This window comes from Devosia sp. 2618 (assembly GCF_040546815.1).
Lineage (GTDB): Bacteria > Pseudomonadota > Alphaproteobacteria > Rhizobiales > Devosiaceae > Devosia.
Window position 1 is genome coordinate 2,625,512 of record NZ_JBEPOO010000001.1, and the last position, 20,224, is coordinate 2,645,735.

General features: G+C 62.2%; 17 protein-coding genes. 7 read left to right on the forward strand and 10 right to left on the reverse strand.

The features are described 5' to 3' along the window. The first annotated feature begins 45 nt into the window (after positions 1-45). Positions 46-1,884: a TadE/TadG family type IV pilus assembly protein gene (locus ABIE28_RS13190; RefSeq protein WP_354063638.1), complete on the forward strand. Its 1,839-nt coding sequence runs from the start codon at positions 46-48 to the stop codon at positions 1,882-1,884. Between the two features lie 24 nt (positions 1,885-1,908). Here ABIE28_RS13190 and ABIE28_RS13195 read toward each other — a convergent pair whose 3' ends face one another. Continuing rightward, on the reverse strand, positions 1,909-3,498 hold the full coding sequence (locus tag ABIE28_RS13195) for a GMC oxidoreductase (protein ID WP_354063640.1): 1,590 nt from the start codon (positions 3,496-3,498) through the stop codon (positions 1,909-1,911). Between the two features lie 179 nt (positions 3,499-3,677). On the opposite strand from ABIE28_RS13195, the gene ABIE28_RS13200 reads away from it, so the two are divergent. Further along, positions 3,678-4,598 (forward strand): glycosyltransferase family 2 protein, encoded by a 921-nt coding sequence (locus ABIE28_RS13200; protein ID WP_354063642.1) that lies wholly within the window; start codon positions 3,678-3,680, stop codon positions 4,596-4,598. 108 nt (positions 4,599-4,706) lie between these two features. Next, positions 4,707-5,981 carry a hypothetical protein gene (locus ABIE28_RS13205; protein WP_354063644.1) on the forward strand — a complete coding sequence of 425 codons (1,275 nt, stop codon included), beginning with the start codon at positions 4,707-4,709 and terminating at the stop codon, positions 5,979-5,981. A gap of 12 nt (positions 5,982-5,993) precedes the next feature. Here ABIE28_RS13205 and rfbC read toward each other — a convergent pair whose 3' ends face one another. Genes rfbC through rfbB form a run of 4 tightly spaced genes read right to left on the reverse strand, consistent with a single transcriptional unit; the run spans position 5,994 to position 9,380 of the window. Further along, positions 5,994-6,578 carry a dTDP-4-dehydrorhamnose 3,5-epimerase gene (gene rfbC / locus ABIE28_RS13210; protein ID WP_354063646.1) on the reverse strand — a complete coding sequence of 195 codons (585 nt, stop codon included), beginning with the start codon at positions 6,576-6,578 and terminating at the stop codon, positions 5,994-5,996. Then, the gene (gene rfbA, locus ABIE28_RS13215; protein ID WP_354063647.1) at positions 6,575-7,459 is read right to left on the reverse strand and encodes a glucose-1-phosphate thymidylyltransferase RfbA; all 885 of its coding nucleotides are present in this window, start codon (positions 7,457-7,459) and stop codon (positions 6,575-6,577) included. Before rfbA ends, rfbC begins: the two co-directional genes overlap by 4 nt. Further along, entirely contained in the window at positions 7,456-8,340 is an 885-nt protein-coding gene (gene rfbD, locus ABIE28_RS13220; protein WP_354063649.1) for a dTDP-4-dehydrorhamnose reductase, read from the reverse strand. The genes rfbA and rfbD overlap by 4 nt, the downstream gene beginning before the upstream one ends. Next, positions 8,337-9,380: a dTDP-glucose 4,6-dehydratase gene (rfbB, locus tag ABIE28_RS13225; RefSeq protein WP_354063651.1), complete on the reverse strand. Its 1,044-nt coding sequence runs from the start codon at positions 9,378-9,380 to the stop codon at positions 8,337-8,339. The genes rfbD and rfbB overlap by 4 nt, the downstream gene beginning before the upstream one ends. Positions 9,381-9,631: 251 nt before the next feature. Between rfbB and ABIE28_RS13230 the strand changes: the two genes are divergently transcribed. After that, positions 9,632-11,053, forward strand: a complete 1,422-nt coding sequence (locus ABIE28_RS13230) for an O-antigen ligase family protein (protein ID WP_354063653.1) — start codon at positions 9,632-9,634, stop codon at positions 11,051-11,053. On the opposite strand, the gene ABIE28_RS13235 is transcribed toward ABIE28_RS13230, so the two are convergent. From ABIE28_RS13235 to ABIE28_RS13245, 3 genes are read right to left on the reverse strand one after another with little or no spacing between them, the layout of a single operon-like run. Next, a complete protein-coding gene (locus ABIE28_RS13235) occupies positions 10,958-11,917 on the reverse strand; it encodes a glycosyltransferase family 2 protein (protein ID WP_354063655.1) in 960 nt (319 codons plus the stop codon). The genes ABIE28_RS13230 and ABIE28_RS13235 overlap by 96 nt on opposite strands. Beyond that, positions 11,911-13,203, reverse strand: coding sequence for a rhamnosyltransferase WsaF family glycosyltransferase (locus ABIE28_RS13240; RefSeq protein WP_354063657.1), 1,293 nt, complete (start codon positions 13,201-13,203; stop codon positions 11,911-11,913). Before ABIE28_RS13240 ends, ABIE28_RS13235 begins: the two co-directional genes overlap by 7 nt. Further along, the gene (locus ABIE28_RS13245) at positions 13,196-14,158 is read right to left on the reverse strand and encodes a glycosyltransferase (protein WP_354063659.1); all 963 of its coding nucleotides are present in this window, start codon (positions 14,156-14,158) and stop codon (positions 13,196-13,198) included. Before ABIE28_RS13245 ends, ABIE28_RS13240 begins: the two co-directional genes overlap by 8 nt. A gap of 233 nt (positions 14,159-14,391) precedes the next feature. Here ABIE28_RS13245 and ABIE28_RS13250 point away from each other — a divergent pair, with 233 nt between their 5' ends. Then, the gene (locus tag ABIE28_RS13250; RefSeq protein ID WP_354063660.1) at positions 14,392-15,231 is read left to right on the forward strand and encodes a WecB/TagA/CpsF family glycosyltransferase; all 840 of its coding nucleotides are present in this window, start codon (positions 14,392-14,394) and stop codon (positions 15,229-15,231) included. A 22-nt stretch (positions 15,232-15,253) separates the two neighbouring features. Then, complete coding sequence (wecC, locus tag ABIE28_RS13255) at positions 15,254-16,513, forward strand: UDP-N-acetyl-D-mannosamine dehydrogenase (protein ID WP_354063662.1); 1,260 nt, start codon at positions 15,254-15,256, stop codon at positions 16,511-16,513. Here wecC and wecB read toward each other — a convergent pair. Then, entirely contained in the window at positions 16,486-17,661 is a 1,176-nt protein-coding gene (wecB, locus tag ABIE28_RS13260) for a non-hydrolyzing UDP-N-acetylglucosamine 2-epimerase (protein WP_354063663.1), read from the reverse strand. The two genes, wecC and wecB, sit on opposite strands and share 28 nt — an antisense overlap. Before the next feature lie 502 nt (positions 17,662-18,163). Between wecB and ABIE28_RS13265 the strand changes: the two genes are divergently transcribed. Continuing rightward, positions 18,164-18,751: a sugar transferase gene (locus ABIE28_RS13265; protein WP_354063665.1), complete on the forward strand. Its 588-nt coding sequence runs from the start codon at positions 18,164-18,166 to the stop codon at positions 18,749-18,751. A gap of 15 nt (positions 18,752-18,766) precedes the next feature. Here the strand turns inward: ABIE28_RS13265 and ABIE28_RS13270 are convergent, their stop codons facing one another. After that, positions 18,767-20,056 carry an SLBB domain-containing protein gene (locus ABIE28_RS13270; protein WP_354063667.1) on the reverse strand — a complete coding sequence of 430 codons (1,290 nt, stop codon included), beginning with the start codon at positions 20,054-20,056 and terminating at the stop codon, positions 18,767-18,769. Positions 20,057-20,224 lie beyond the last annotated feature (168 nt).

A 20,224-nucleotide genomic window follows, 5' to 3' on the forward strand; every position in this document is an offset into this window, starting at 1 on the left:
GGCAGCGCCAACACTTTCTGCGCCCTCATCACGGATACTGCACTTATGAATCGCTTCCTCGCATTGGCCGCGCGTTTTGGACGCGATGAGCGCGGTGTCTTTGCGGTCCTGTTCGGACTAATGGCCATCGTCCTGATCGCTTTCGGCGGAGCCGTGGTCGATTATGTGCGGCTTGAGCAGACCAAGAACCAGGCACAGGTGGCGCTAGACGCTGCGACGCTGGCGCTGCAGCCCGACATTACCGTGGCCGGGTTCAACCAGGAAACGATCCGCAAGAAGGCGGAAGATCTGGTGCGCAATCGTATCGGCGATGCTTCCGTCGTCATGAAAGTCGCCAAGCCTGAAATCGACACGAAGGCCGGCTCGCTGACGTTGAGCGGCGAGCTGACGATCCCAACTTACTTTGTGAACCTGGTCGGCGTGCCCACCATGAGCGCGGGCTTCAGGTCGCAGGCCGTGCGCGGTGCGCTCGACATGGAAATATCGGTTGCGCTGGATATTACCGGTTCGATGAAAGGTCAACGCATCGCTGACCTCAAGGCATCGGTGCTTGAGCTGATCGATTCAGTGGTAGCCGACGACCAGAGCCTCAATTACTCGAAGATGGCCCTGGTGCCTTATGCGCAGGCCGTCAATGCCGGTGTTTACGCCGACGCTCTGCGTGGGCCCATTCGTGGTCCCAAGGGAATCAAGACAATCGCCTGGACAACAGGCAACACCAAAGCCATCACGGCTGTCGACAGAACGACGTCAACCAACAACCCAGCGATCGTCACAGCCAATGGACATGGCTTCTCCAACGGAGACTGGGTCTACATTTGGAATGTGTCGGGCATGTCGAGCATTAACAACCGGATCATCAAAGTCTCCAGTGTGACGACCAACACCTTCCAGTTGGCTGGGATCAATGGCAGAAACAATGGATTTTCCGGCAGCGCATCGGTGGTCAAATGCACGTACGATAACTGCGCGCTCCTTGTTACTTCGAATCTTCACGGCTACAAGAACAATGAGTATGTTCGGGTCACCAATGTTGGTGGTTTGACTGCCGCAAATGACGTGACATTCCAGGTCTCGGAAGCGCAGACCAATACGTTAAAACTGACCGGTGCGCTCAATGGCGCGGCTGGCGCATATGTCGCCAATACTGGCGATCTCCATTGCACCTGGCAGAGCGCCACGGAGGGGTGCACATACTACTATTTCAGTACGGCAGGTGGGGGAACCAATACGCTCGCCGGCTCGACCTGCGTCACAGAACGCGCCATAAACGGAACAAACGATGCGCCGCCGACAACAACTCTGGTCGGGCGGAATTATGCCGGTTCAAACAATCCATGCATTCCCAATGCCATTGTGCCGCTCACTGACAACAAAACGACGCTCCGTGCGACCGCAAACGCACTGACTGATGGCGGTTCGACCTCAGGATCGCTGGGTACCCTTTGGTCCTGGTATATGTTGTCGCCGGAATTTGGCTATGCTTGGCCATTTGATAGCCGGCCAGCGGCCTATAACCATGAGAACCTACTAAAGGCTGCCATCATCATGACGGATGGCGAATACAATACCGTGCACTGTGAAGGGGTCGTGGCCCGTAACTCTACATCGGGTAGCGGCGCCACCACGGATCAAACTAATTGTAACGCGCCCAACGGCGACGCCTATCAGCAGGCCCGCGCCTATTGCGATGCGATGAAAGCCAAGAATATCACGGTCTACACGGTGGCCTTCTATATTCCGGCAAATACTCCGGCCCGTGCGATCATGGATTACTGCGCTACGTCGCCCCAGCATGCCTTTACAGCGGACAACGGCGCTCAGCTCAGGGACGCCTTCCGCCAGATTGCCCGCATTCTGTCATCGCTCCGCATCGCGCAGTAGGGACGGCGGGACTATCATCTGCCTTCAGAGCAGCGGCATCTGGAGGTAGGAGTCGGCGAGCCATAGGGCCAGCTTCATGATAGTGAAGGTGGGGTTGGCGCTGCCGGCTGTGGGGAACACCGAGGCGCTGGCGACGGCGACGTTGGGCACGTTGTGGCAGCGCAGGTCGGGACCGACCACCGAGGTTGCCGGGTCGGTGCCCATGCGGGTTGAGCCGGATGGATGGGCGCAGGCTTCCGCCCGGTCGATGATCTGCACATTGGGGTCGCCAACGCCGGGCGCCCAGGTCAGCGGGCATAGACTGTCAAAGCCCGAGCGTTCCCAATAGCGCCGCAGGTGGCTGATGGTGGACTGGAAGGTGCGCTCATCGGGGGCGCGAGGTTTCCATTCAAACAGCGGTTTGCGCACGCCGAGGCGGTCGGTTTTGGCCGACAGGCGGATGCGGTTTTGTGGGTCGGGCAGTTGCTCGATCGAGGTCATCAGTCGGAAATTGATACCGGGCGGCACATAGAGCTGCTTGTGCCAGAGCCGCCAGAACGCGCCTTTGGCGATCAGGCCGACGTCTTTGGCGGCGGTCCGAATGTCCTCGGGGTTCACTTTTCGGCGCTGCAGTCCGTGGGCGATGTTTTTGACCGCCGCGAGGCCGCTATTGCCCAGATCCATCGAGACATAGACAAACGAGCTCGACACGGCATCGCCCTGCTGCGCGCCGTGCGACAGTTCCAGATGCAGGTCGCGGCGTGTACCCTTGATGAAACGGTAGCTGAACAGGTGATTGGTGAGGTCCGCTCGCTGGCGTTCGACGACGGCGATCTCGGCCTTGAGGTGATCCTGAAAATAGCGGCCCAAAGCGTCGGTGCGCTCGAAAGCGTGGTTACCGCTGGCTTCGTCGAGCAGCAATAGAAGCCGGGTCGATTCAATCGTTCCGGCGGCGATGGTGAAATCCCTGGCCCGGATGGTGATGCCCTGCCCCGTCAGGCTCAGCGCCTTGACCGCCTTGAGCCGACCCGTTTCGGTATCAAGTTCGAAGTCGCAGACGGTGGCGCCGAGCCAGACAGAAATGTTGGGGCTGGAGCGAATTTCATCGCCGAGCATGGTGACGATATTGCAGCGTTTAAAGGTTGGCACCTTGGCCCAGCGGGCCCTGAAATCGTCCTGATCGGCAAGCAACAGACCCGACGAGCCGGGCGCGATGTCCTCGATGCCTTCAAAGGAATCGTGGCCGACGGAAAACAGCTCTTCCAACTCGTTCTGATAGCGTCCGAGTGCCTGCGGGGCGTTGGGCCATTCGGGTTGGGAGACATGCTCGCGCAGACCTTGATCCTCGTCACTGATCGGGATCATGCGGCCGCCCCAGCGCGAGGATGAGCCGCCAAGGCCCCGGTAGCGACCGGTCAGCGCGCGGTCATAGCGCCCGCCGGGATCGTCAATTTCATTGAGCGCGTGGATGTCTGCGTCATGGCTCATGGTGCCGCTTTCGAGCACGATGACCTTGCGGTTCTGGCGGGCGAGGCGGGTGGCGAGCAGCAATCCGGCAATGCCACCGCCGACAATGCAATAAGCGGCCGCGTCAGTCTGGCCCTCGGCCGCCGTGGCAAGGTTGCGGATGGTCATCTGCTTGGCTCCACTCGTCGTTCAGCGGAAAACCCTAAGCCTGGGGCGCGTCAAAGGGTGCTGCACACAACGGCGCAAAACGACAGTCTTTAGAGCTAGTTGGGCGGGATGGTCGGGCTATTGCCGCCTGGGCCGGCAAAGTCGCAGTCTGACGGCTTGGCCGTGTGGAGTAGGTGGACATGGATGACCGTCCCAGTGTCAGCATCATCATTCCGAATCTGAACGAGCCCGATCTGCTGGTGTGTCTGCGGGCGCTGGATGTGCAGCGCATTCACGGGATTCCGTTCGAGATTTTGGTCGTCGATAACGGCTCGCGCGAAATGCCTGAAATGGCGGTGTCGCTGGTGTCTGGCGCGCGTCTGTTGCGGGAGACCACGCCCGGCCCCGGCCCGGCACGCAATCTGGGTGTGGCGCAGGCGCGCGCGCCCATTCTGGCATTCATCGACGCCGACTGCGTGGCATCGCCGAACTGGCTGCGGGTGATCGTTGAATATTTCGACGAGCATCCGGAGGTGGACTTTATCGGCGGCGACATCAGGATCAGGCCGGCGAACGCCGATCGGCTCACCGCGGTGGAGGCCTATGAAAATGTCTATAGCTACCGGGCGCGCTCCTATGTCGAACAGTATGGCTTTGCGGCTAGCGGCAATATGGCAGTGCGCGCCGAGGTGTTTCATTCGGTGGGGCCGTTCGGGGGGATCGGCACCATGGAGGACACCGAATGGGGCCAGCGCGCGACGGCAGCTGGATATCAGATCGGCTATCTCGAAGGTGCGCGGGTTTACACGCCATCCTGCAATTCTTTCCCCGAACTGGCGCGGCGCTGGGACCGGCATGTGGCACATGAATTTCGTCATGTGGGACACAAGCCGCTGGCATTGGCCAAATGGATCGGCAAGAGCGTGGCGATGGCTGGTTCCCCGGTTTTTGAGACGATCCGTATCTGGCGCTCGGACCGTGCGAATGGCACACGCGAGCGCCTGCTGGCGCTGAGCTGTGTCACCCGAATTCGGCTCTATCGCGCCCGCCGTATGCTGGGGCTTGCCTGGCATCATAACACGGCCGGCATGGTCGATATGTGGAACCGCGAAAGCAAGTAGTGTGGGCCATGCATCCATCGGCTTAGGCCGTTCCGACCACTACTTCTCCTGCAGGACCATGAGGCGCGCTGCTCCATCGCAAGAGCGAAGTGCGGCGCGAAAATCGCCATGCCAAGCTCGACAGATGCAGGCGATCTGCGCGATCTGACGTTAGAGCAAGGGACGAACATGCTGCAGGACTATGTTGGGCTTCCTGGCCCCGAAGACACCCCTGACGCCGAGATGGACCGCATTGTCCTGCTCGACCCGTTCTGCCCGCCTGTCGGCAATTGCGTGCCGGCACTTTGCGATCTGGCGGTGCGCGGGCTCAAGCGCATGGCAATGAGCGATCTACGGTTTCCGCATACGATGCGCAGCGTGGACAATCGCGATGGGTCGGGCACGCGAGCCGAGGGCGACAACCTGCGCTATACGATCAACGTGGCTCAGGGGCTGGCCTGGACGCCTGATGCCGTGCAACGCACGGTGCTCAAGGGCGCTACGGCGCGAGATGTCGCGCTCGATTGCATTGGTCGCGCGGCGCAGTCCCGTGAACCGGGTGCGGTGGCTTTGGCAGCCTGGGCGGCGGCGGAAACGGCTGGGGTCTTTGCGCCGCAGTTGTTCGAAATTCTCCGCGATGTGCTGCGCAATGATCCATCGGTTGAGACGGTATCCTGCGCCTGGGCGCTCACTGCTGCATTGGCCGCGCGGCATCTTGGTGACACGCACGAGGTGCTGCAGTTGGCCTATCGTCGACTACTCGATGGGCAGTCTGCCAGTGGCCTGTTTCCGCACGTGACGCCGACCAAAGCACTTGGCTGGGGGCGCAGCCATGTCGGGTGCTTTGCCGATCAGGTCTATCCGATACAGGCGCTGGCCCGGCTTGGCTTTGCCGATGGCGACAAGGTCGCGTTGCGGGCCTCCGAGGCTTGCGCGGCACGGATCGTGCACTTGCAGGGCACGTCCGGGCAATGGTGGTGGCACTACGATACGCGCGACGGCAGCGTGGTCGAGGGCTATCCGGTTTATAGTGTGCATCAGCACGCCATGGCGCCGATGGCCCTGCTCGATCTGCAGGAGGCCGGGGGCACCGATCATCGTGGCGCATTGGTAAAGGGGCTGGGATGGCTCGATAGCCGGCCAGAAACCAAGGAAGCGATGATCTCGGTCGATGATGGCGTCATCTGGCGCAAGGTTGGTCGCAACGAGCCACCCAAACTGGTGCGCCGGATTGCGGCGGTGACGACGGCGCTGAAGACGGGTTGGCACCTGCCGGGGCTGGACGCGCTGATGCCCGCCGGCAAAGTGGATAGGGAATGCCGGCCCTATGAATTTGGCTGGATGCTTTATGCGTGGCGTGCTCGCGGCGTGGTGCAGCACTTACGCGAGAACCGGCCCGTCTAAGCGGGCACCTTGTCAGAGGGCCAGGTGGGTGGCCTCTAACACCGGTGGAAATGTGGCCGGCGCCACCAGATCATGCAGTGCGCCGGCCGCCTGATCCTTTGGCGACAGACGCGGTTGGCCGCTGAGAGGCCAGGCGATGCCGACGTCGGGATCGTCCCATTGCAGCGACCGCTCACGCGACGGATCGTAATAGGCGTCGGCCTTGTAGAGCACTTCGCAATCGGTGAGCGCCAGAAAGCCATGCGCGAAGCCGGGTGGAATCCAGAGCTGCTTGTGGTTTTCGGCCGACAGCAGAATACCGGCCCAGCGCCCGAAGCTTGGCGAATGGTGGCGGACATCGACAGCAACATCAAAGATCGAGCCCCGGATGGCGCGCACCAGCTTGCCCTGTTCGCTGGGGGCCAGCTGGTAATGCAGGCCGCGCAGAACACCGTCGCGCGAGACCGAATGATTGTCCTGCACAAAGTCATGCTGCTGGCCGCTGAGATTGCGGAACAGCGCATTGTTGTAGCTCTCAAAGAAGGTGCCGCGCTCGTCGGTAAACAGGCGCGGCTCAAGCACCATCACGCCATCAAGATCGAGATAGGTGGTCTTCATGATAATTGCACCTCCATGGCCAGACTGCGCAGGTAGCGGCCATAGCCGCTGTTTTCGAGGGGCGCTGCCAGCGCCAACAAGTCGACCGTATCGATCCAGCCATTACGCCAGGCGATCTCTTCGGGGCAGGCGATTTTCTGGCCCTGCCGGTGTTCGACAGTGGCGATGAATTGTCCGGCTTCGAGCAGGGAGTCATGCGTGCCGGTATCGAGCCAGGCATAGCCACGTCCCATGACCTGCACATGCAGCTGGCCGCGTTCGAGGTACAGGCGGTTGAGATCGGTGATCTCGAGTTCGTTGCGCTTGGATGGCTTGAGGCACTTAGCGAGCGCCACCACGTCGGCGTCGTAAAAATAGAGCCCGGTGACGGCATAGTTGGACTTGGGCTGGGCCGGCTTCTCCTCGATGCCGATCACTACGCCGTTCTTGTCGAACTCGGCCACGCCGTACCGGCTGGCGTCATCGACGTGATAGACGAAGATTGTTGCGCCGTGGTTGCTGAGGTCTGCGCGGCGCAGCAGCGGCTGGAAGTCGTGGCCGAAGAAGAGATTATCCCCCAGCACCAGCGCGCTGGCCTCCTCGGCAATGAACTCTTCGCCAATAAGGAACGCTTGCGCCAGCCCGGCGGGGCTGGCCTGTTCGGCATAGCTGAACGAGACGCCCCATTGCTCGCCGCTGCCCAGCAGGCGCCGGAAGCGCGGCAGATCGTCCGGGGTCGAAATGACCAGCATTTCGCGGATGCCCGCGAGCATCAGCGTGGTCATCGAATAGTAGATCATCGGCTTGTCGTAGACCGGCAGCAATTGCTTGGACATGGCGAAGGTCGCCGGGTGCAGCCGCGTGCCATTGCCGCCGGCGAGGACGATGCCACGCCGGCTCATGCTGCCACCAGCCCGGCGACGGTGCGCTCAACTCCGTCGTGCCAGTCGGGCAAAGCCACATCGAAGGTGTGGCGAAACCTGGTGGTGTCCAGTCGCGAATTGAGCGGCCGCGCGGCGGGCAGCGGATAGTCTGCGGTGCCGATGGCGTCGATCGCTTCGGGTCGGAGGGTGAGCACTGCGCCGCGCTTGCGAGCTACAGTGACGGCGAATTGGGCCACCTCGTGCCAGCTCGTCTCGCCAGCTGCAGTGACGTGATAGGTGCCGGAGATCTCGTCGTTGGCCAGCGCCCGCCGCAACGCGATGGCGGTGACGTCGGCGATAAGCGCGGCGCTGGTCGGGGCGCCGTGCTGGTCGGCCACAACGCGCAGATGGTCGCGGTCAGCCGCGAGCTTGAGGATGGTGCTCACGAAGTTGCGCCCTCTCGGTGCGTGGACCCATGATGTGCGAAGGATCAGATGGCGGCATCCCGAGGCGACAATGGCCTCGTCGCCGGCCAGTTTGCTTCGGCCATAGATGTTGAGCGGTGCTTTCGGCGCGCTCTCATCGAACGGCTCGGCACCCTGTCCGTTGAACACGTAGTCGGTGGAGTAATGCACCAGCCAGCCGTGGTGGCGTTCGACCAGTTGCGCCAGAATGTCGACGGCGCGATGATTGATGGCATCGGCGTGATCAGAATGGGCCTCGGCGTCATCGACGGCGGTGTAGGCTCCGGCATTGACGACGGCATCGGGGCGATACTGCTCCCAGACCTGCGCGATGCTGTTCGGATCGGCTAGATCGAGGTGCGCTCGCGACGGCGCCATGATGTCGCCCAGTGGCTCCAGCGCACGCTGCAAGTCCCGGCCCACCTGCCCCGTGCCGCCCACGATCAGGATTTTCATGTGTATTGCTCGGCAACCCAGTCCCGGTAGCTGCCGCCAGTGACGGCCGCCGTCCAGGTGGGGTTTTCCAGATACCATTCGACAGTTTTGGTGATGCCCTCGTCAAAGCTCAGGAGCGGCGACCAACCGAGCTCTGAACGAAGTTTGGTATTGTCGATGGCATAGCGGCGATCGTGGCCGGGTCGATCGCGCACCAGCATGATCTGGCTGCTATAGGAGCCGCCATCGAGCAGGGGCAGATAGTCGTCGAGCATGGCGCAAATGGTGCGGGCCACCTCGATATTCTGCCGCTCGGCATTGCCGCCGATATTGTAGGTCTGGCCCGGCCGCCCATCGGCCAATACCATGCGCAGAGCCCGGCAATGATCGCCGACATAGAGCCAGTCGCGGACCTGCATTCCGTCGCCATAGAGCGGCAATTGCTTGCCGCTGGTGGCGTTGTGAATCAACAGCGGGATCAGCTTTTCGGGGAAGTGATACGGCCCGTAATTGTTCGAGCAATGGGTGATCAAGACCGGCAGTCCATAGGTCTCGCCATAGGCGCGCACCAGGTGATCCGACGCCGCTTTGCTGGCGGCATAGGGGCTATTGGGGCGGTACGGGCTGGACTCGACGAAGGGCGCATCCTCGGGTTCGAGCGAGCCGAACACTTCGTCGGTCGAGACATGGAGGAAGCGAAACGCGTTGCCGCGGTGCCAGTGTTCAAGCGCTGCCTGCAGCAAATGGGCGGTGCCGAGGATATTGGTTTCGACGAACCCCATCGGACCCGAGATCGACCGGTCGACATGGCTTTCGGCAGCGAAATGGACGAGTGCGCGGACCTTAAAATTGGTCAGCAGTGCGCGGATGCGGTCGACTTCGGCGATGTCTCCACGCACGAACATGTAGTTGGGCTCATGTTCGATGTCGCGCAGATTGCCGAGGTTGCCGGCATAGGTCAGTTTGTCGAGATTGATGACAGTCTCATCAGTGCTGGCCAGCCAGTCATGGATGAAATTGGACCCGATGAACCCAGCGCCGCCCGTCACGAGAATGGTCATCGAGGCACCCTATTCGGTGATGCATTGTGCCGGCCAGAAGCCGCTTAATGTTTGAAGTAAATCGGTAATTTCAGGGCGCCACAATTGCCGGAGTTGCTTAGGCCTATCGAGCTAGCGGCGTCGGAAGGCCTGTCAAATGCTGACCAGACGGGGCGGACTGATCCGCATTGGCTTGGGCCTAGCTCGTTTTAGCAAGCGTTGTGATCCGATGGGACCCAGTAGGTTTGACGCTCCTCCTTTGGAACGCGTCCATGTCGGCTTCCGCCACCAGTCGTCCCGTCAGGCCCAGCCGCATTGCGGCGCGGGACCGCGGCATGCGTCCGAGGACATTGAACATCGCCATCACGCGGCCACGGGTGCATTGGGCGGTGATCCTGCTGCTGGCGACCTGGGTGATGCCTTTCGTCATCTATCTCGGCGGCGTGCGGCTATCAGCCTACCGGTTCACGCTGATCATCCTGTTTGTGCCGTGCCTTGTGTGGCTGGTGCAGGGGCGCGCCGGGCGTGTGCGGCTGCCCGACATTCTGGTCGCCCTGTTTGCCCTGTGGTGCGTCATAAGCCTTACGGCGGTGAACGGGCTTGGCACCGGGGTGCAGACTGGCGGCATCCAGGTACTCGAAACCATCACGCCATACCTCATCGCGCGGTGCTGTATTCGCACGGCCGATGACTTTCGAGCGCTGGGGCGGCTGTTGACCGGCATCGCTCTCGTGCTGCTGCCGTTCGCGCTCTACGAGGCGATCAGCGGGCACAATATCTACCTTGAAATTGCGTCGCACATTTTCCCGAGCATCGAGATTGCCGACAAGGAGCCGCGCTGGGGTCTGCGGCGCGCCCAGCTGTTTTTCGAGCATCCCATTCTGATGGGGGTTTGCCTCGGGAGCATCGTGGCGCTGACCCATATGGTGGTGGGACGCGAGCTCAGTTTCGGCCGCCGGTGGATGCGCAGTGTGATGGTGGGACTAACCGGGGCGCTGTCGCTGTCGTCGGGGCCGATCAGCGGTATTCTGGTGCAGATCATGCTAATGGGCTGGAACTGGGTGCTGCACTGGTTCCGGGCGCGATGGATGTTACTGATCTCGCTTGCCGGTGCCTTCGTTCTGGCGGTGCAGCTGTTTGCCAAGCGGCCGCTGCCCAACATCCTGTTCTCGTTTGCCTTCGAGCAGGAGTCTGCATTTTTCCGCATCGTGATCTGGGACTTTGGCACTCAATCGGTGGCCAATCATCCGCTGTTTGGCGTCGGCATGGGCGATTGGGAGCGGCCATCATGGATGCCGCCGAGCATCGACATGTTCTGGCTCTACAATGCCATTGTCTACGGCATTCCCGGCGGCGCGCTGATGCTGGCGTTTTTCCTCGCCTCGGTCATCACCGTTGGTCGCGTCAAGGGCCTCGACCAGCGCCACTATGACTATCGGGCGGCCTATCTGATCTCGATGTGCTCGTTCTTTTTGACCGGCTGGATGGTGCACTTCTGGAACGGCACCTACGTGTTTTTCATGTTCATGGTGGGAGCCGGCATCTGGTTGCGCGACGCACCGTTTAGCGCGCCAGCGGTCGCGGTTCGGGTTGCTCCGTCAACGGATGGCGGTCAGCGATTGGCGGCGCATGGCCTGCTTGGCCAAAAGCCTCACCCAGCCCAGCGACAGGCGCGCGGTCGGCGAAACCGCTAGACCATAATCCCTGAACTGACGGGCCGTATTGGCTTCGCCACGGTTGAGCGCCATGCGCGCCTGGCGGAAGGCCTCACCCGAAAAGCGATGCAGGCACTCGCGCTGCAGGGCGCCCGACGGGTCCATTTTCTTGGCACCATCGGCAAAGAAAATGTTCAGCGCCTTGCGCCGCGCCTCTAGGTCGTCGATCCCCTCATAGGCAATCGACATATTGGTGCCGTGTAGCCGATAGACTGCCTGGTCGGCATCGATATAGCCAACCGATCCATAGGCCGCGAGCCGCAGCCACATTTCCATATCGCCGGTATGCGGCAGTTCGGGCCGATAGCCGCCGGCGGCCAGTTGGACGCTGGTACGCACCACCGCGGTCGGCGTCGGCACGATATTGAGGGCGCTGCTCAGCTCGACAAAGCGGCGGCCGGAAAGGACCGTGTCGCCATCGTGCACGATGCCACGCGTCAACGGTACCCAGGGTTGCAGCGGACGCTCGTTGGCCGAAAAGAAGGCTCGACCGAATACGAAGCTGATCTCCTTATGGGCCTCCATCAGCCGGACGGCGCGGCCCAATGAGCCGGGAAGCAGATAGTCGTCGGCGGAGAGCAGCAGGAAATAGTCGCCGGTCAGTTCGGCGATGCCTTCGTTGAAGGTCGCGACATGGCCCTTGTTTTCGGCATGCCGGCGGAAGGTGACCCCAGCGAATTCATGGGTCAGTTCCCGGCCGACATCGGGCGTCAGATCGGTGGAGCAATCATCGATGATGAGGACGCGAACCTCGACATCATCCTGATGCATGGCGCTTTCGACCGCATGGCGGAGAAATCGAGCGTAATTGTAGCACGGCACGACGATATCTACGCTTACCATTTGGCTGTGTCCGGTTGGGCCTGCAGCACATTGCGGAGGGCGGTATCGACCGCTTCGCCCGCCCCTTCCCAGCGCAGGCCATGCTGGCTTTGGGCGGCGGCATTTGAATAGGCGGTGAAGTCGGGCATCGAGACCACTGTCTCGAGGCTCCGGGCCAATGCCTGCGGGGTCGGCGCCGCGTAGTGCACATGCGGATCGTCGATCACCATGCGGTTGTGGACGGCATCGTTGAGTATGGGGATGCAGCCCGAGGCCAGCATTTCGAGCGGCACGAGCGACACATTGGTCAGCGATAGGCTGAGGCCGGCAAAGCAGATATTGTAGAGATCGTTCAATGCCTTGGGTGAGGACAGGCCGTGATCGGTGGCTTTGAAGGGTAAGGGGCCGACGGCTTCGCCGTAGAGGTGAATGTCGATATCGGGTCGTCTGGCTGCGAACAGTTGCAGCGCGAGAAGACCGAGCTCGTAGCCGCGGCGTGGTGTGCCAGGGCGCGCGTAAAAGGCGATGCCGGTGCGGGGTTCGTTGCGGTTGAAATAGCTGGTGGTGTCGCAGCCGAACTCAAAAGGATCGGCCGCCATGGCGAACTCGATGGAAAGCTTTTGCGCCAGCCAGCGTCCGGCGGTGATGGCATGGAAGCCCATGTGATAGGTGTTTTCGGCGAGGATGCGGTCGGCGCTGACGGCGTAAAAATCTGGTTCGAAGTCTTGCACGAAGTAGAACCGCTTGCCGAGGCTGGCGGTGGAATAGGCAGCGTAGGCAGTGGGCCAGCTGGTAGCGACGACGCCATTGGCATCAGCCATGGCGCCGTTGAAGCGCTCGACCGGGCCGTGAAAGCCATAGTAGTCGCGCAGCACGGCGACGTATGGCTCGATGCTGGCGAGGCGGGCGTCGTAGAAATAAACACGGTTGCGATAGCCGTTGGCTTCCAAGTGACGGATGATCCGGAAAATCGTCGTGTGACCGCCAGAGCCAGCATTGGGGGCGGTCATGATCCAGTTGAGGGTGATGATTTCATCGGGGCCGGGGCGCTCGAATGGCTGAGGCACGTGATTGTCGAAGTCGGCGCGGAGGATGTCCTCATCGCGGACAATGGGGCGTGGGGTGCGCGGCTCAAGGGCGGTGGCGGCTTTGGCGCGCAGACGGTCCACCGCGCCGGCCATGCCTTCGTGGCGGAGTATCCAGGCCATCTGCTGATAGCGCCGCCAGGCGGGTTGCTGGCGGATCGAGGTCAACAGCCGCGACTGGGTTTGGCTGGCCTCGCGCTTTGCGGCGAACTGGTCAAGCATTGTTGGCTTTCGGGATGAAGGAGGCAGGGCGGCGTTCGCGAAACTGCAGCGCTGCTTTGGCGCCCGCGCGATGGACGGGCGAGCCGCCGACACTGCGCAACGCTTCGCCGGTCAGGACTGCCAGCCGGAATTGCAGGGTTGAGAACGCGCTGTGATGGCGGGCATAGTCGCGGACGCGGTTGGCCGTGAGGATCGAGTAGAGCTGCGCGTTGCGGCTGTATTCGCCACCGATATGGACGACCCTGGCCTGTGGCACATAGACGATGTGAAAGCCGGCGGCCCGGGCGCGCCGCTGGTAGTCGACCTCCTCGCTATAGAGGAAGAAGCTTTCGTCCCAATCGCCGATTTCGGCGCGGGCGCGTGCGGACACGGCGAGGGCCGCGCCGCTGGCCCAGTCGACCACGTCGTTCGTCTCGTAGCGGCTATCGGCGCAAACGCATTCGCCGCGATCAAGGCCATAACCGAGCCTTGTGCCGAGCAGCGCATCGGCCCAGGCCGTCTGCAGCGAGGGCTCGCGGCGGAGGGAATGAAACAGCGTGCCATCCTCGTGCAGCATTTTGGGTACCGTGATGGCGACGCTGGCTTCTCGGAGGGGCGCGACCAGCAGGGCCGCAACGCCCGGCGAGAGGCGAATGTCAGGATTGAGAACCAGGAGGTCGGCATCATTGTCGATGGTTGCGACGGCCGCATTGATGCCTGCCGCGTAGCCACCATTGCGGCCGGTCTGCACCACGCGCGCGCCTACGGGATGTTTGCGCACGATGGCGACTGAGTTGTCGGCCGAGGCGTTATCGACGACGACGATTTCGGTTCGGGCGATGCCGCGCAACCCGTCTGCCAGCGTATCGAGCAGGCCGCACAGCGTGTTGGCGCTGTTATAGGTGACGATGACGACGGCCAAGGGGCGGTCGTTCACCCGGTCATGGTCCGTGTGATTTGCGGTAGCGAACCTCACCACTGCCTCCTGACAAATAGAGAGGGCAGCTAAGCTTTGCGGCACTGGCAGGTGAATTAGGGATTTAAGGCTAAGCGAGCGCCGTTCTGCTTAGTCGCTAGTCATCGCTAGTCACAACGCGCCCGTTTCCGGAGGGCCGAGCATCACTAGTATTCAACCCCGGCGCCTGTCCGATTGATTGTTGGCAGGCTGAACACGCTTCTAGTCTTTGCCCGGACAACCGGGAGGCTTGAATGGCATTCGAGCTTGAAAGACTGACATTATCGACGGCACCTCGACGGGCGGAACGGCCGGAACGCCGCCTGCTGTTCGGGCTGACGATCGACGGCATGCGGATGGAACAGGCGGTCGATCGCTGCCGCGAGGCGATCAGGACGCGCCAGCCGTTACTGGTCGGCGTGCTGAACGCGGCCAAGATCGTCAACATGCGGCACGACCCGGGCCTGCGCGATGCGCTGCTCGATTGCAACATGCTGTTGGCCGATGGGCAGTCGGTGGTGTGGGCGAGCTGGCTGCTGGGACGCCCCCTGCCCGAGCGCATTGCGGGCATCGACTTGTTCGAGCAATTGCTGGTGCTGGCGCATGGTCAGGGGCGCAGTATCTACCTGCTAGGTGCCAAAGCCGAAGTGTTGGCCGCGCTTGAGCGCACCATCGCCGAGCGCTGGCCAGGCCTGCGGATCGTCGGCAGCCATGATGGTTACTTCAACGACAGCGAAGCCGAACACATCGCGGCAGACATCGCCGGGTCCAACGCCGACATGCTGTTTTTGGGCATGGCGTCGCCCAAAAAGGAAATTTTCCTCCGCCGCTTCCAACGCGAGTTGAAGGTGCCGGTTTTGCACGGCGTCGGCGGCTCATTCGATGTGATGGCAGGCATCACAAAGCGTGCACCACGCCGCTGGCAGGCACTGGGGCTGGAGTGGGCCTATCGCCTGCTGCAGGAGCCGGGGCGGATGTGGAAACGCTACCTCGTCACCAACACCGCCTTCATCGCCCTCACGCTGCGCGAAGCGCTGCGCCCGAGCACGGCGCTGCAACCGGGCGAGACCGCCGACATCGCGTCCTCACACTAACACCCCTGACAGGAATAAACCCATGTTGAATGAAGTTTTTAGCGGCAAGCTGGCCGTGGTCGGTATGGGCTATATCGGCCTGCCGACGGCAACGGTGTTGGCCACGCGCGGCGTGCAGGTCATCGGTGTTGATGTTAATCCGCGCATCGTGGAAGCCATTTCGCGGGGCGAAACGCCGTTTATTGAACCTGATCTTGCCGTCGCGGTCAGCGGCGCGGTGGCGATGGGGCGGCTGTCGATGGCGCGCGACATGCCGGAGGCCGACGCGTTCATCATCGCGGTGCCGACGCCGTTCAATGCCGATCACACGGCCGATCTGTCCTATGTGAAGGCTGCGGCCGAACAGGTGGCACTCAAGCTCAAGCCGGGCAATATCGTGGTGCTGGAATCCACCAGCCCTCCCGGCACGACCGAAAAGGTCAGCCGCTGGATCGGGGCGGTGCGGCCTGATCTCAAAATGCCGCATGTGGTTGGGGGCAGCCCGGACGTTTTTGTCGCCCATTGTCCCGAGCGGGTTCTGCCGGGACGCATCATGATCGAGATGATCACCAACAACCGCGTCGTCGGCGGGCTCACCACCAACTGCGCCATCAAGGCGGCCAGTATTTACCGGGTGTTCGCGCAGGGGGAGATCCTGATTACCGACGCAGCCAGCGCGGAAATGGCCAAGCTGGTCGAGAACGCCTATCGCGACGTCAACATCGCCTTTGCCAACGAGCTGTCGCTGATCACGGAGTCGCTGCGGCTCGACGTGTGGGAGGTGATCCGCCTCGCCAACCAGCATCCACGTGTCAACGTGCTGTCACCCGGGCCGGGTGTGGGTGGCCACTGCATTCCGGTCGATCCGTGGTTCATCGTGGCGGCGGCGCCAGATCTGGCTAAGCTGATCCGCACGGCGCGCGAGGTGAACGATCATAAGCCCCATCACGTGGCCGATCAGGTTGTCGCCAAGGCGAAGCGGTTTGTGTCGCCGTCGATTGCGTGCCTGGGCCTGACCTTCAAGGCCAATGTCGATGACATTCGGGAAAGCCCTGCCGTCGATGTGGTGAGCCTGATCGCGGGCGCGCTGCCGGAGGTCGAGATCATGGTGGCCGACCCCTATGTCGATGTGCTGCCACCCAAGTTACAGAGCAATGCCAATCTCAAGCTGGTCAATGCCGGCGACGCGGTGGATCAGGCCGATATCATCGTGCTTCTGGTGGAGCACGATGCGTTCAAGGCGCTGCGCCACACCCGGCACAACGGCAAGGTGGTCTACGACACGCGCGGCGCGTGGGCCTGAACGCCGGCAAGGCTCGGCACAAAATCCATTGGCCGGGCCCCGTCGCCAAAGAAGTGCTCGATCGCCATGACGCAGCGATCCGATGCAAGGCCGTCGCCGTAAGGGTTGACGGCCTTTGCCATGGCATCATAGGCCGCCTTGTCGGTCAGCAAGGTGCTGACTTCGCTGACGATGCGGTCCTCGTCTGTCCCCACCAGCTTGACGGTTCCGGCCAGCACGGCCTCGGGGCGCTCGGTGGTTTCCCGCATGACCAGCACCGGCTTGCCGAGGCTTGGCGCCTCTTCCTGCACACCACCACTATCGGTCAAAACGATATCGGAAGCCTGCATGGCGGCGACGAAATCGCTGTAGCCGAGGGGTTCAGTGATCAGCACGTTTTCGAGGCCCTGCAGGTGCGGCAGCAGGATTTCGCGCACAGCCGGATTGAGGTGGGCTGGGAGCAACAGCTGCACATCAGGGAACATGCGGGCCAGACGCGCTATGGCCCGGGCGGCGTTGGCCATCGGTTCGCCCCAAGACTCTCGGCGATGGGCGGTGATCAGAATGGTGCGCCGACCGGCGAGTTTGAGCACATCAGGGTTGGTCGGTGGCTTCATCCGGGCAGCGACTTCGAGCAGGGCGTCGATGACCGTATTGCCGGTGACCGCGATGGCTTCGGGCGCGATTGCCTCGGCCAAGAGGTTTTGGCGCGACATGTCGGTGGGTGCCAGATGCAGCGCCGCGATGCGCGACACCATCCCGCGGTTCACTTCCTCGGGGAACGGATTGTAGGGGTTGCCAGTGCGCAGACCGGCCTCGAGATGGACGACCGGAACCTTGTGGTAGAAGGCGGCCAGCGCGGCGGCGAAGCAGGTGGTCGTGTCGCCCTGAACGAGCACCGCATCGGGCAGTTCCTGTTCGATGACGCCGGCGACACCCTCCAGCGCCCGGCAGGTGATGCCCGACAATTGCTGGCGTTCGGTGATGATGTTGAGATCGTGCTTGGGCACGATGCCGAACAGGGCATTGACCTGGTCCAGCATCTGCCGGTGCTGGCCAGTGACGGCTATGATCGGCTCGATCCGGTCGGAGAGCGCCATCGCGGCAATCAGCGGCGCCACCTTGATGGCCTCGGGACGGGTTCCATAGACGACAAGGATTCTGCGCATCGAAATTGTCCCCGTTCACGCCCGAACGCGGGCGACGGAGAAACGCTAGAGCGCTGGCTTTCCAACCAAAATACCTACATCGCCCTAGCCGATTGCGAGGCAAAGCGGCCTTGCGTCCTTGGGTCTAGCCCTGCGCAACTACTTAGATAGCCCGCTCAATCCGCGCTGACGCAGTATGAACTTGGCGGGCGAATTTCATAATTCGTTAAGATTATCGAAGCCGCGCCGCGCGTCCGAAAACACTATGCATGGAGCCCAATGGCCTAGATTTGCCATTGGCCGACCGGTCGCGCGGGCGACGGCTAAATCCCGTGGCCAGTTTTCAGCATTTGCCAAACGGCTAGCCTTTGTCCCCAGCGCGTCCGATGCCGCAGGCCGACGTGCTTCTGCAACAGGCGAGGCCACTATGTTTGAGAGCATACACGGCAGGCACACGAGCGCAGCTGACACACTGGCTCAGACAAGGCTCAGACTTGCGTCGTCGCATCGGGTCTATCCTTTGGTGAAACGGGCCATCGATCTCGCACTGGTTCTCATCGGCGGACCATTTTTCCTGCCGCTGATCTTACTGCTGGTTATTCTGATCAAGCTGGATGGTGGGCCGGCGTTTTACCTGCAGCCGCGCATTGGCCGAAACGGTCGCGTGTTTCGGCTGTGGAAGCTCCGCTCCATGGTTCCCAATGCTGATGCGGCACTGGCGAGTTATCTGCAAAGCGATGCCGAGGCGCGGGCTGAGTGGGAAACCAACCAGAAGCTTAGGCATGATCCGCGCCTGACGGCGATTGGCCGCCATATTCGTCGCTACTCGCTCGATGAGCTGCCCCAGCTGTGGAATGTGCTGGTGGGCGATATGAGTCTGGTGGGGCCGCGCCCGATGATGCCCAATCAGCGGACGCTCTATCCGGGCACCGCCTACTACGACCTGCGGCCTGGCCTGACCGGACTGTGGCAGATCAGCGAGCGCAACAATTGCACCTTTGCCGACCGCGCCGCCTACGACAATCTCTATGCCCAGACGATCTCGTTGCGCACCGATTTCCGCACGCTGATGTGCACGTTCAAAGTGGTGTTTACCGGGACGGGCTGCTAGGCCCGCCGTCTCGCCTCATGGCGTGGCCGTTGCCTGAGCAGCGGCGGCCGTCGTCGCCATTGGCATCTGCATTTGCATCGTCACCTTCACCAGATCGCCGGGCAGCAGAACGCTGTCCTCGGTGGCGGCGACGGTTGCGGGCTGACCATCCTGCTGGCGCAGGATCGAATAGCCCATGATCATCTGCGCGGTGCGGGCCAGCGTGGTGTTTTCGTCTGACTCGACCGACTGGCGCAACATGCGCATGGTGGTGGTCTGGTTGAGCGTCAGCTGCTCAAGATTGGCCTGCTCCTGCTGCAATTGCGCGGCGCCATCGGACTGTTGCTGGTCTTGCAGCTTCGCCAGATCGCGCTGCGCATTGCTGAGGTTTTCGCGGGCGCTCATGGTGGCGATGATGTTGTCGAGTTTGCTCGATTGCAGGTCGGACAGAATGCGCTGCGCATCGGTCAGGCGAGCAACGGTCGCCGAACCAGAACTGACCAGTCCAGTGATATTGGTCACCTGCTGGGTTGCACGCGTGATCTGATCGTCGATGGCCGTGGCCTTCTGCCCGAGCGCGTCGATCTCGGCTGTGAACAGATCGGCGAGCTGTTTGAGCCCATCTTGCTGCCGCGCGAACTCATTGGTGTGCGCCTCAAAGATACGGCGCTCCTGCTGCAGGATTTCAGCCGTTGTCGGATCGGTCGTATCGAGCACCGCCGGGAAGGTGATCTGGGTGCCGCGATCGAACTCAGTCTTCAGCCGTGCCAACCGCGCGGTGATGCGCAGGATGTCATTGCTGAACCCGTCGAGGTCCGATTGCAGCTTGATGGTCTCGGAGAGTCCGCCCGAACTGTCCAGCCGCCGTTCGCCACCGGCCAACGCCAAGGCCTGCGCCACGGTCATGCCGGGGCGGAAAGGATATTGGCCGGGCGTCGACACGCTGCCGACGACATAAACCGGCGGATATTCGAGCACCTGCACCGAGGCATCGGGCGCGTCAAGCAGGCCGAGCTTTGCCTGCAGCCGCGCGGAAATATCGGCACCCAGCGCATCGGCGCTGAGGCTGGAGACATCGATTGGCCCCAGCGTCGGCACGTTCAGCGTGCCGTCGGCCGCCACCTCGAAATCGCCGCCCAACGCGTCCCAACGTTTGTAGTCGCCAGTGGAGGCGATGAACTGGACCACGGTCAGCCGCAATTTGGTCAATGGGGCCAGTGGGGCTGGCGCCGCACTGGCGATGGTGGCGAACGAAACGGTGGTGAGCAGGGCCGCCCAGAACCTGGCCCGGTGCAGATGCGCCCCCGATAGCTGAAAGTGCGACATGGTCGTAGCCGTCCTGTGGTTTGGGAAACGCCCGGGCATCGTATCGCGCCAGGGGCACGGTAAGAACCGACTACAGCGGCTTAGCTCAACAGGCCTACTGCGCCGCCCGGCCTCACCCGTGTTGACGATGGAGCCCCCCTACGGCGCCGCATTATGGTTCGGTCACAA

Excerpts from the sequence above, each read along its gene's own strand:
- ABIE28_RS13190 (WP_354063638.1), top strand. The coding sequence starts at position 46 with ATGAATCGCTTCCTCGCATTGGCCGCGCGTTTTGGACGCGATGAGCGC.
- ABIE28_RS13195 (WP_354063640.1), bottom strand. The coding sequence starts at position 3,498 with ATGACCATCCGCAACCTTGCCACGGCGGCCGAGGGCCAGACTGACGCG.
- ABIE28_RS13200 (WP_354063642.1), top strand. The coding sequence starts at position 3,678 with ATGGATGACCGTCCCAGTGTCAGCATCATCATTCCGAATCTGAACGAG.
- ABIE28_RS13205 (WP_354063644.1), top strand. The coding sequence starts at position 4,707 with ATGCCAAGCTCGACAGATGCAGGCGATCTGCGCGATCTGACGTTAGAG.
- rfbC (WP_354063646.1), bottom strand. The coding sequence starts at position 6,578 with ATGAAGACCACCTATCTCGATCTTGATGGCGTGATGGTGCTTGAGCCG.
- rfbA (WP_354063647.1), bottom strand. The coding sequence starts at position 7,459 with ATGAGCCGGCGTGGCATCGTCCTCGCCGGCGGCAATGGCACGCGGCTG.
- rfbD (WP_354063649.1), bottom strand. The coding sequence starts at position 8,340 with ATGAAAATCCTGATCGTGGGCGGCACGGGGCAGGTGGGCCGGGACTTG.
- rfbB (WP_354063651.1), bottom strand. The coding sequence starts at position 9,380 with ATGACCATTCTCGTGACGGGCGGCGCTGGGTTCATCGGGTCCAATTTC.
- ABIE28_RS13230 (WP_354063653.1), top strand. The coding sequence starts at position 9,632 with ATGTCGGCTTCCGCCACCAGTCGTCCCGTCAGGCCCAGCCGCATTGCG.
- ABIE28_RS13235 (WP_354063655.1), bottom strand. The coding sequence starts at position 11,917 with ATGGTAAGCGTAGATATCGTCGTGCCGTGCTACAATTACGCTCGATTT.
- ABIE28_RS13240 (WP_354063657.1), bottom strand. The coding sequence starts at position 13,203 with ATGCTTGACCAGTTCGCCGCAAAGCGCGAGGCCAGCCAAACCCAGTCG.
- ABIE28_RS13250 (WP_354063660.1), top strand. The coding sequence starts at position 14,392 with ATGGCATTCGAGCTTGAAAGACTGACATTATCGACGGCACCTCGACGG.
- wecC (WP_354063662.1), top strand. The coding sequence starts at position 15,254 with ATGTTGAATGAAGTTTTTAGCGGCAAGCTGGCCGTGGTCGGTATGGGC.
- wecB (WP_354063663.1), bottom strand. The coding sequence starts at position 17,661 with ATGCGCAGAATCCTTGTCGTCTATGGAACCCGTCCCGAGGCCATCAAG.
- ABIE28_RS13270 (WP_354063667.1), bottom strand. The coding sequence starts at position 20,056 with ATGTCGCACTTTCAGCTATCGGGGGCGCATCTGCACCGGGCCAGGTTC.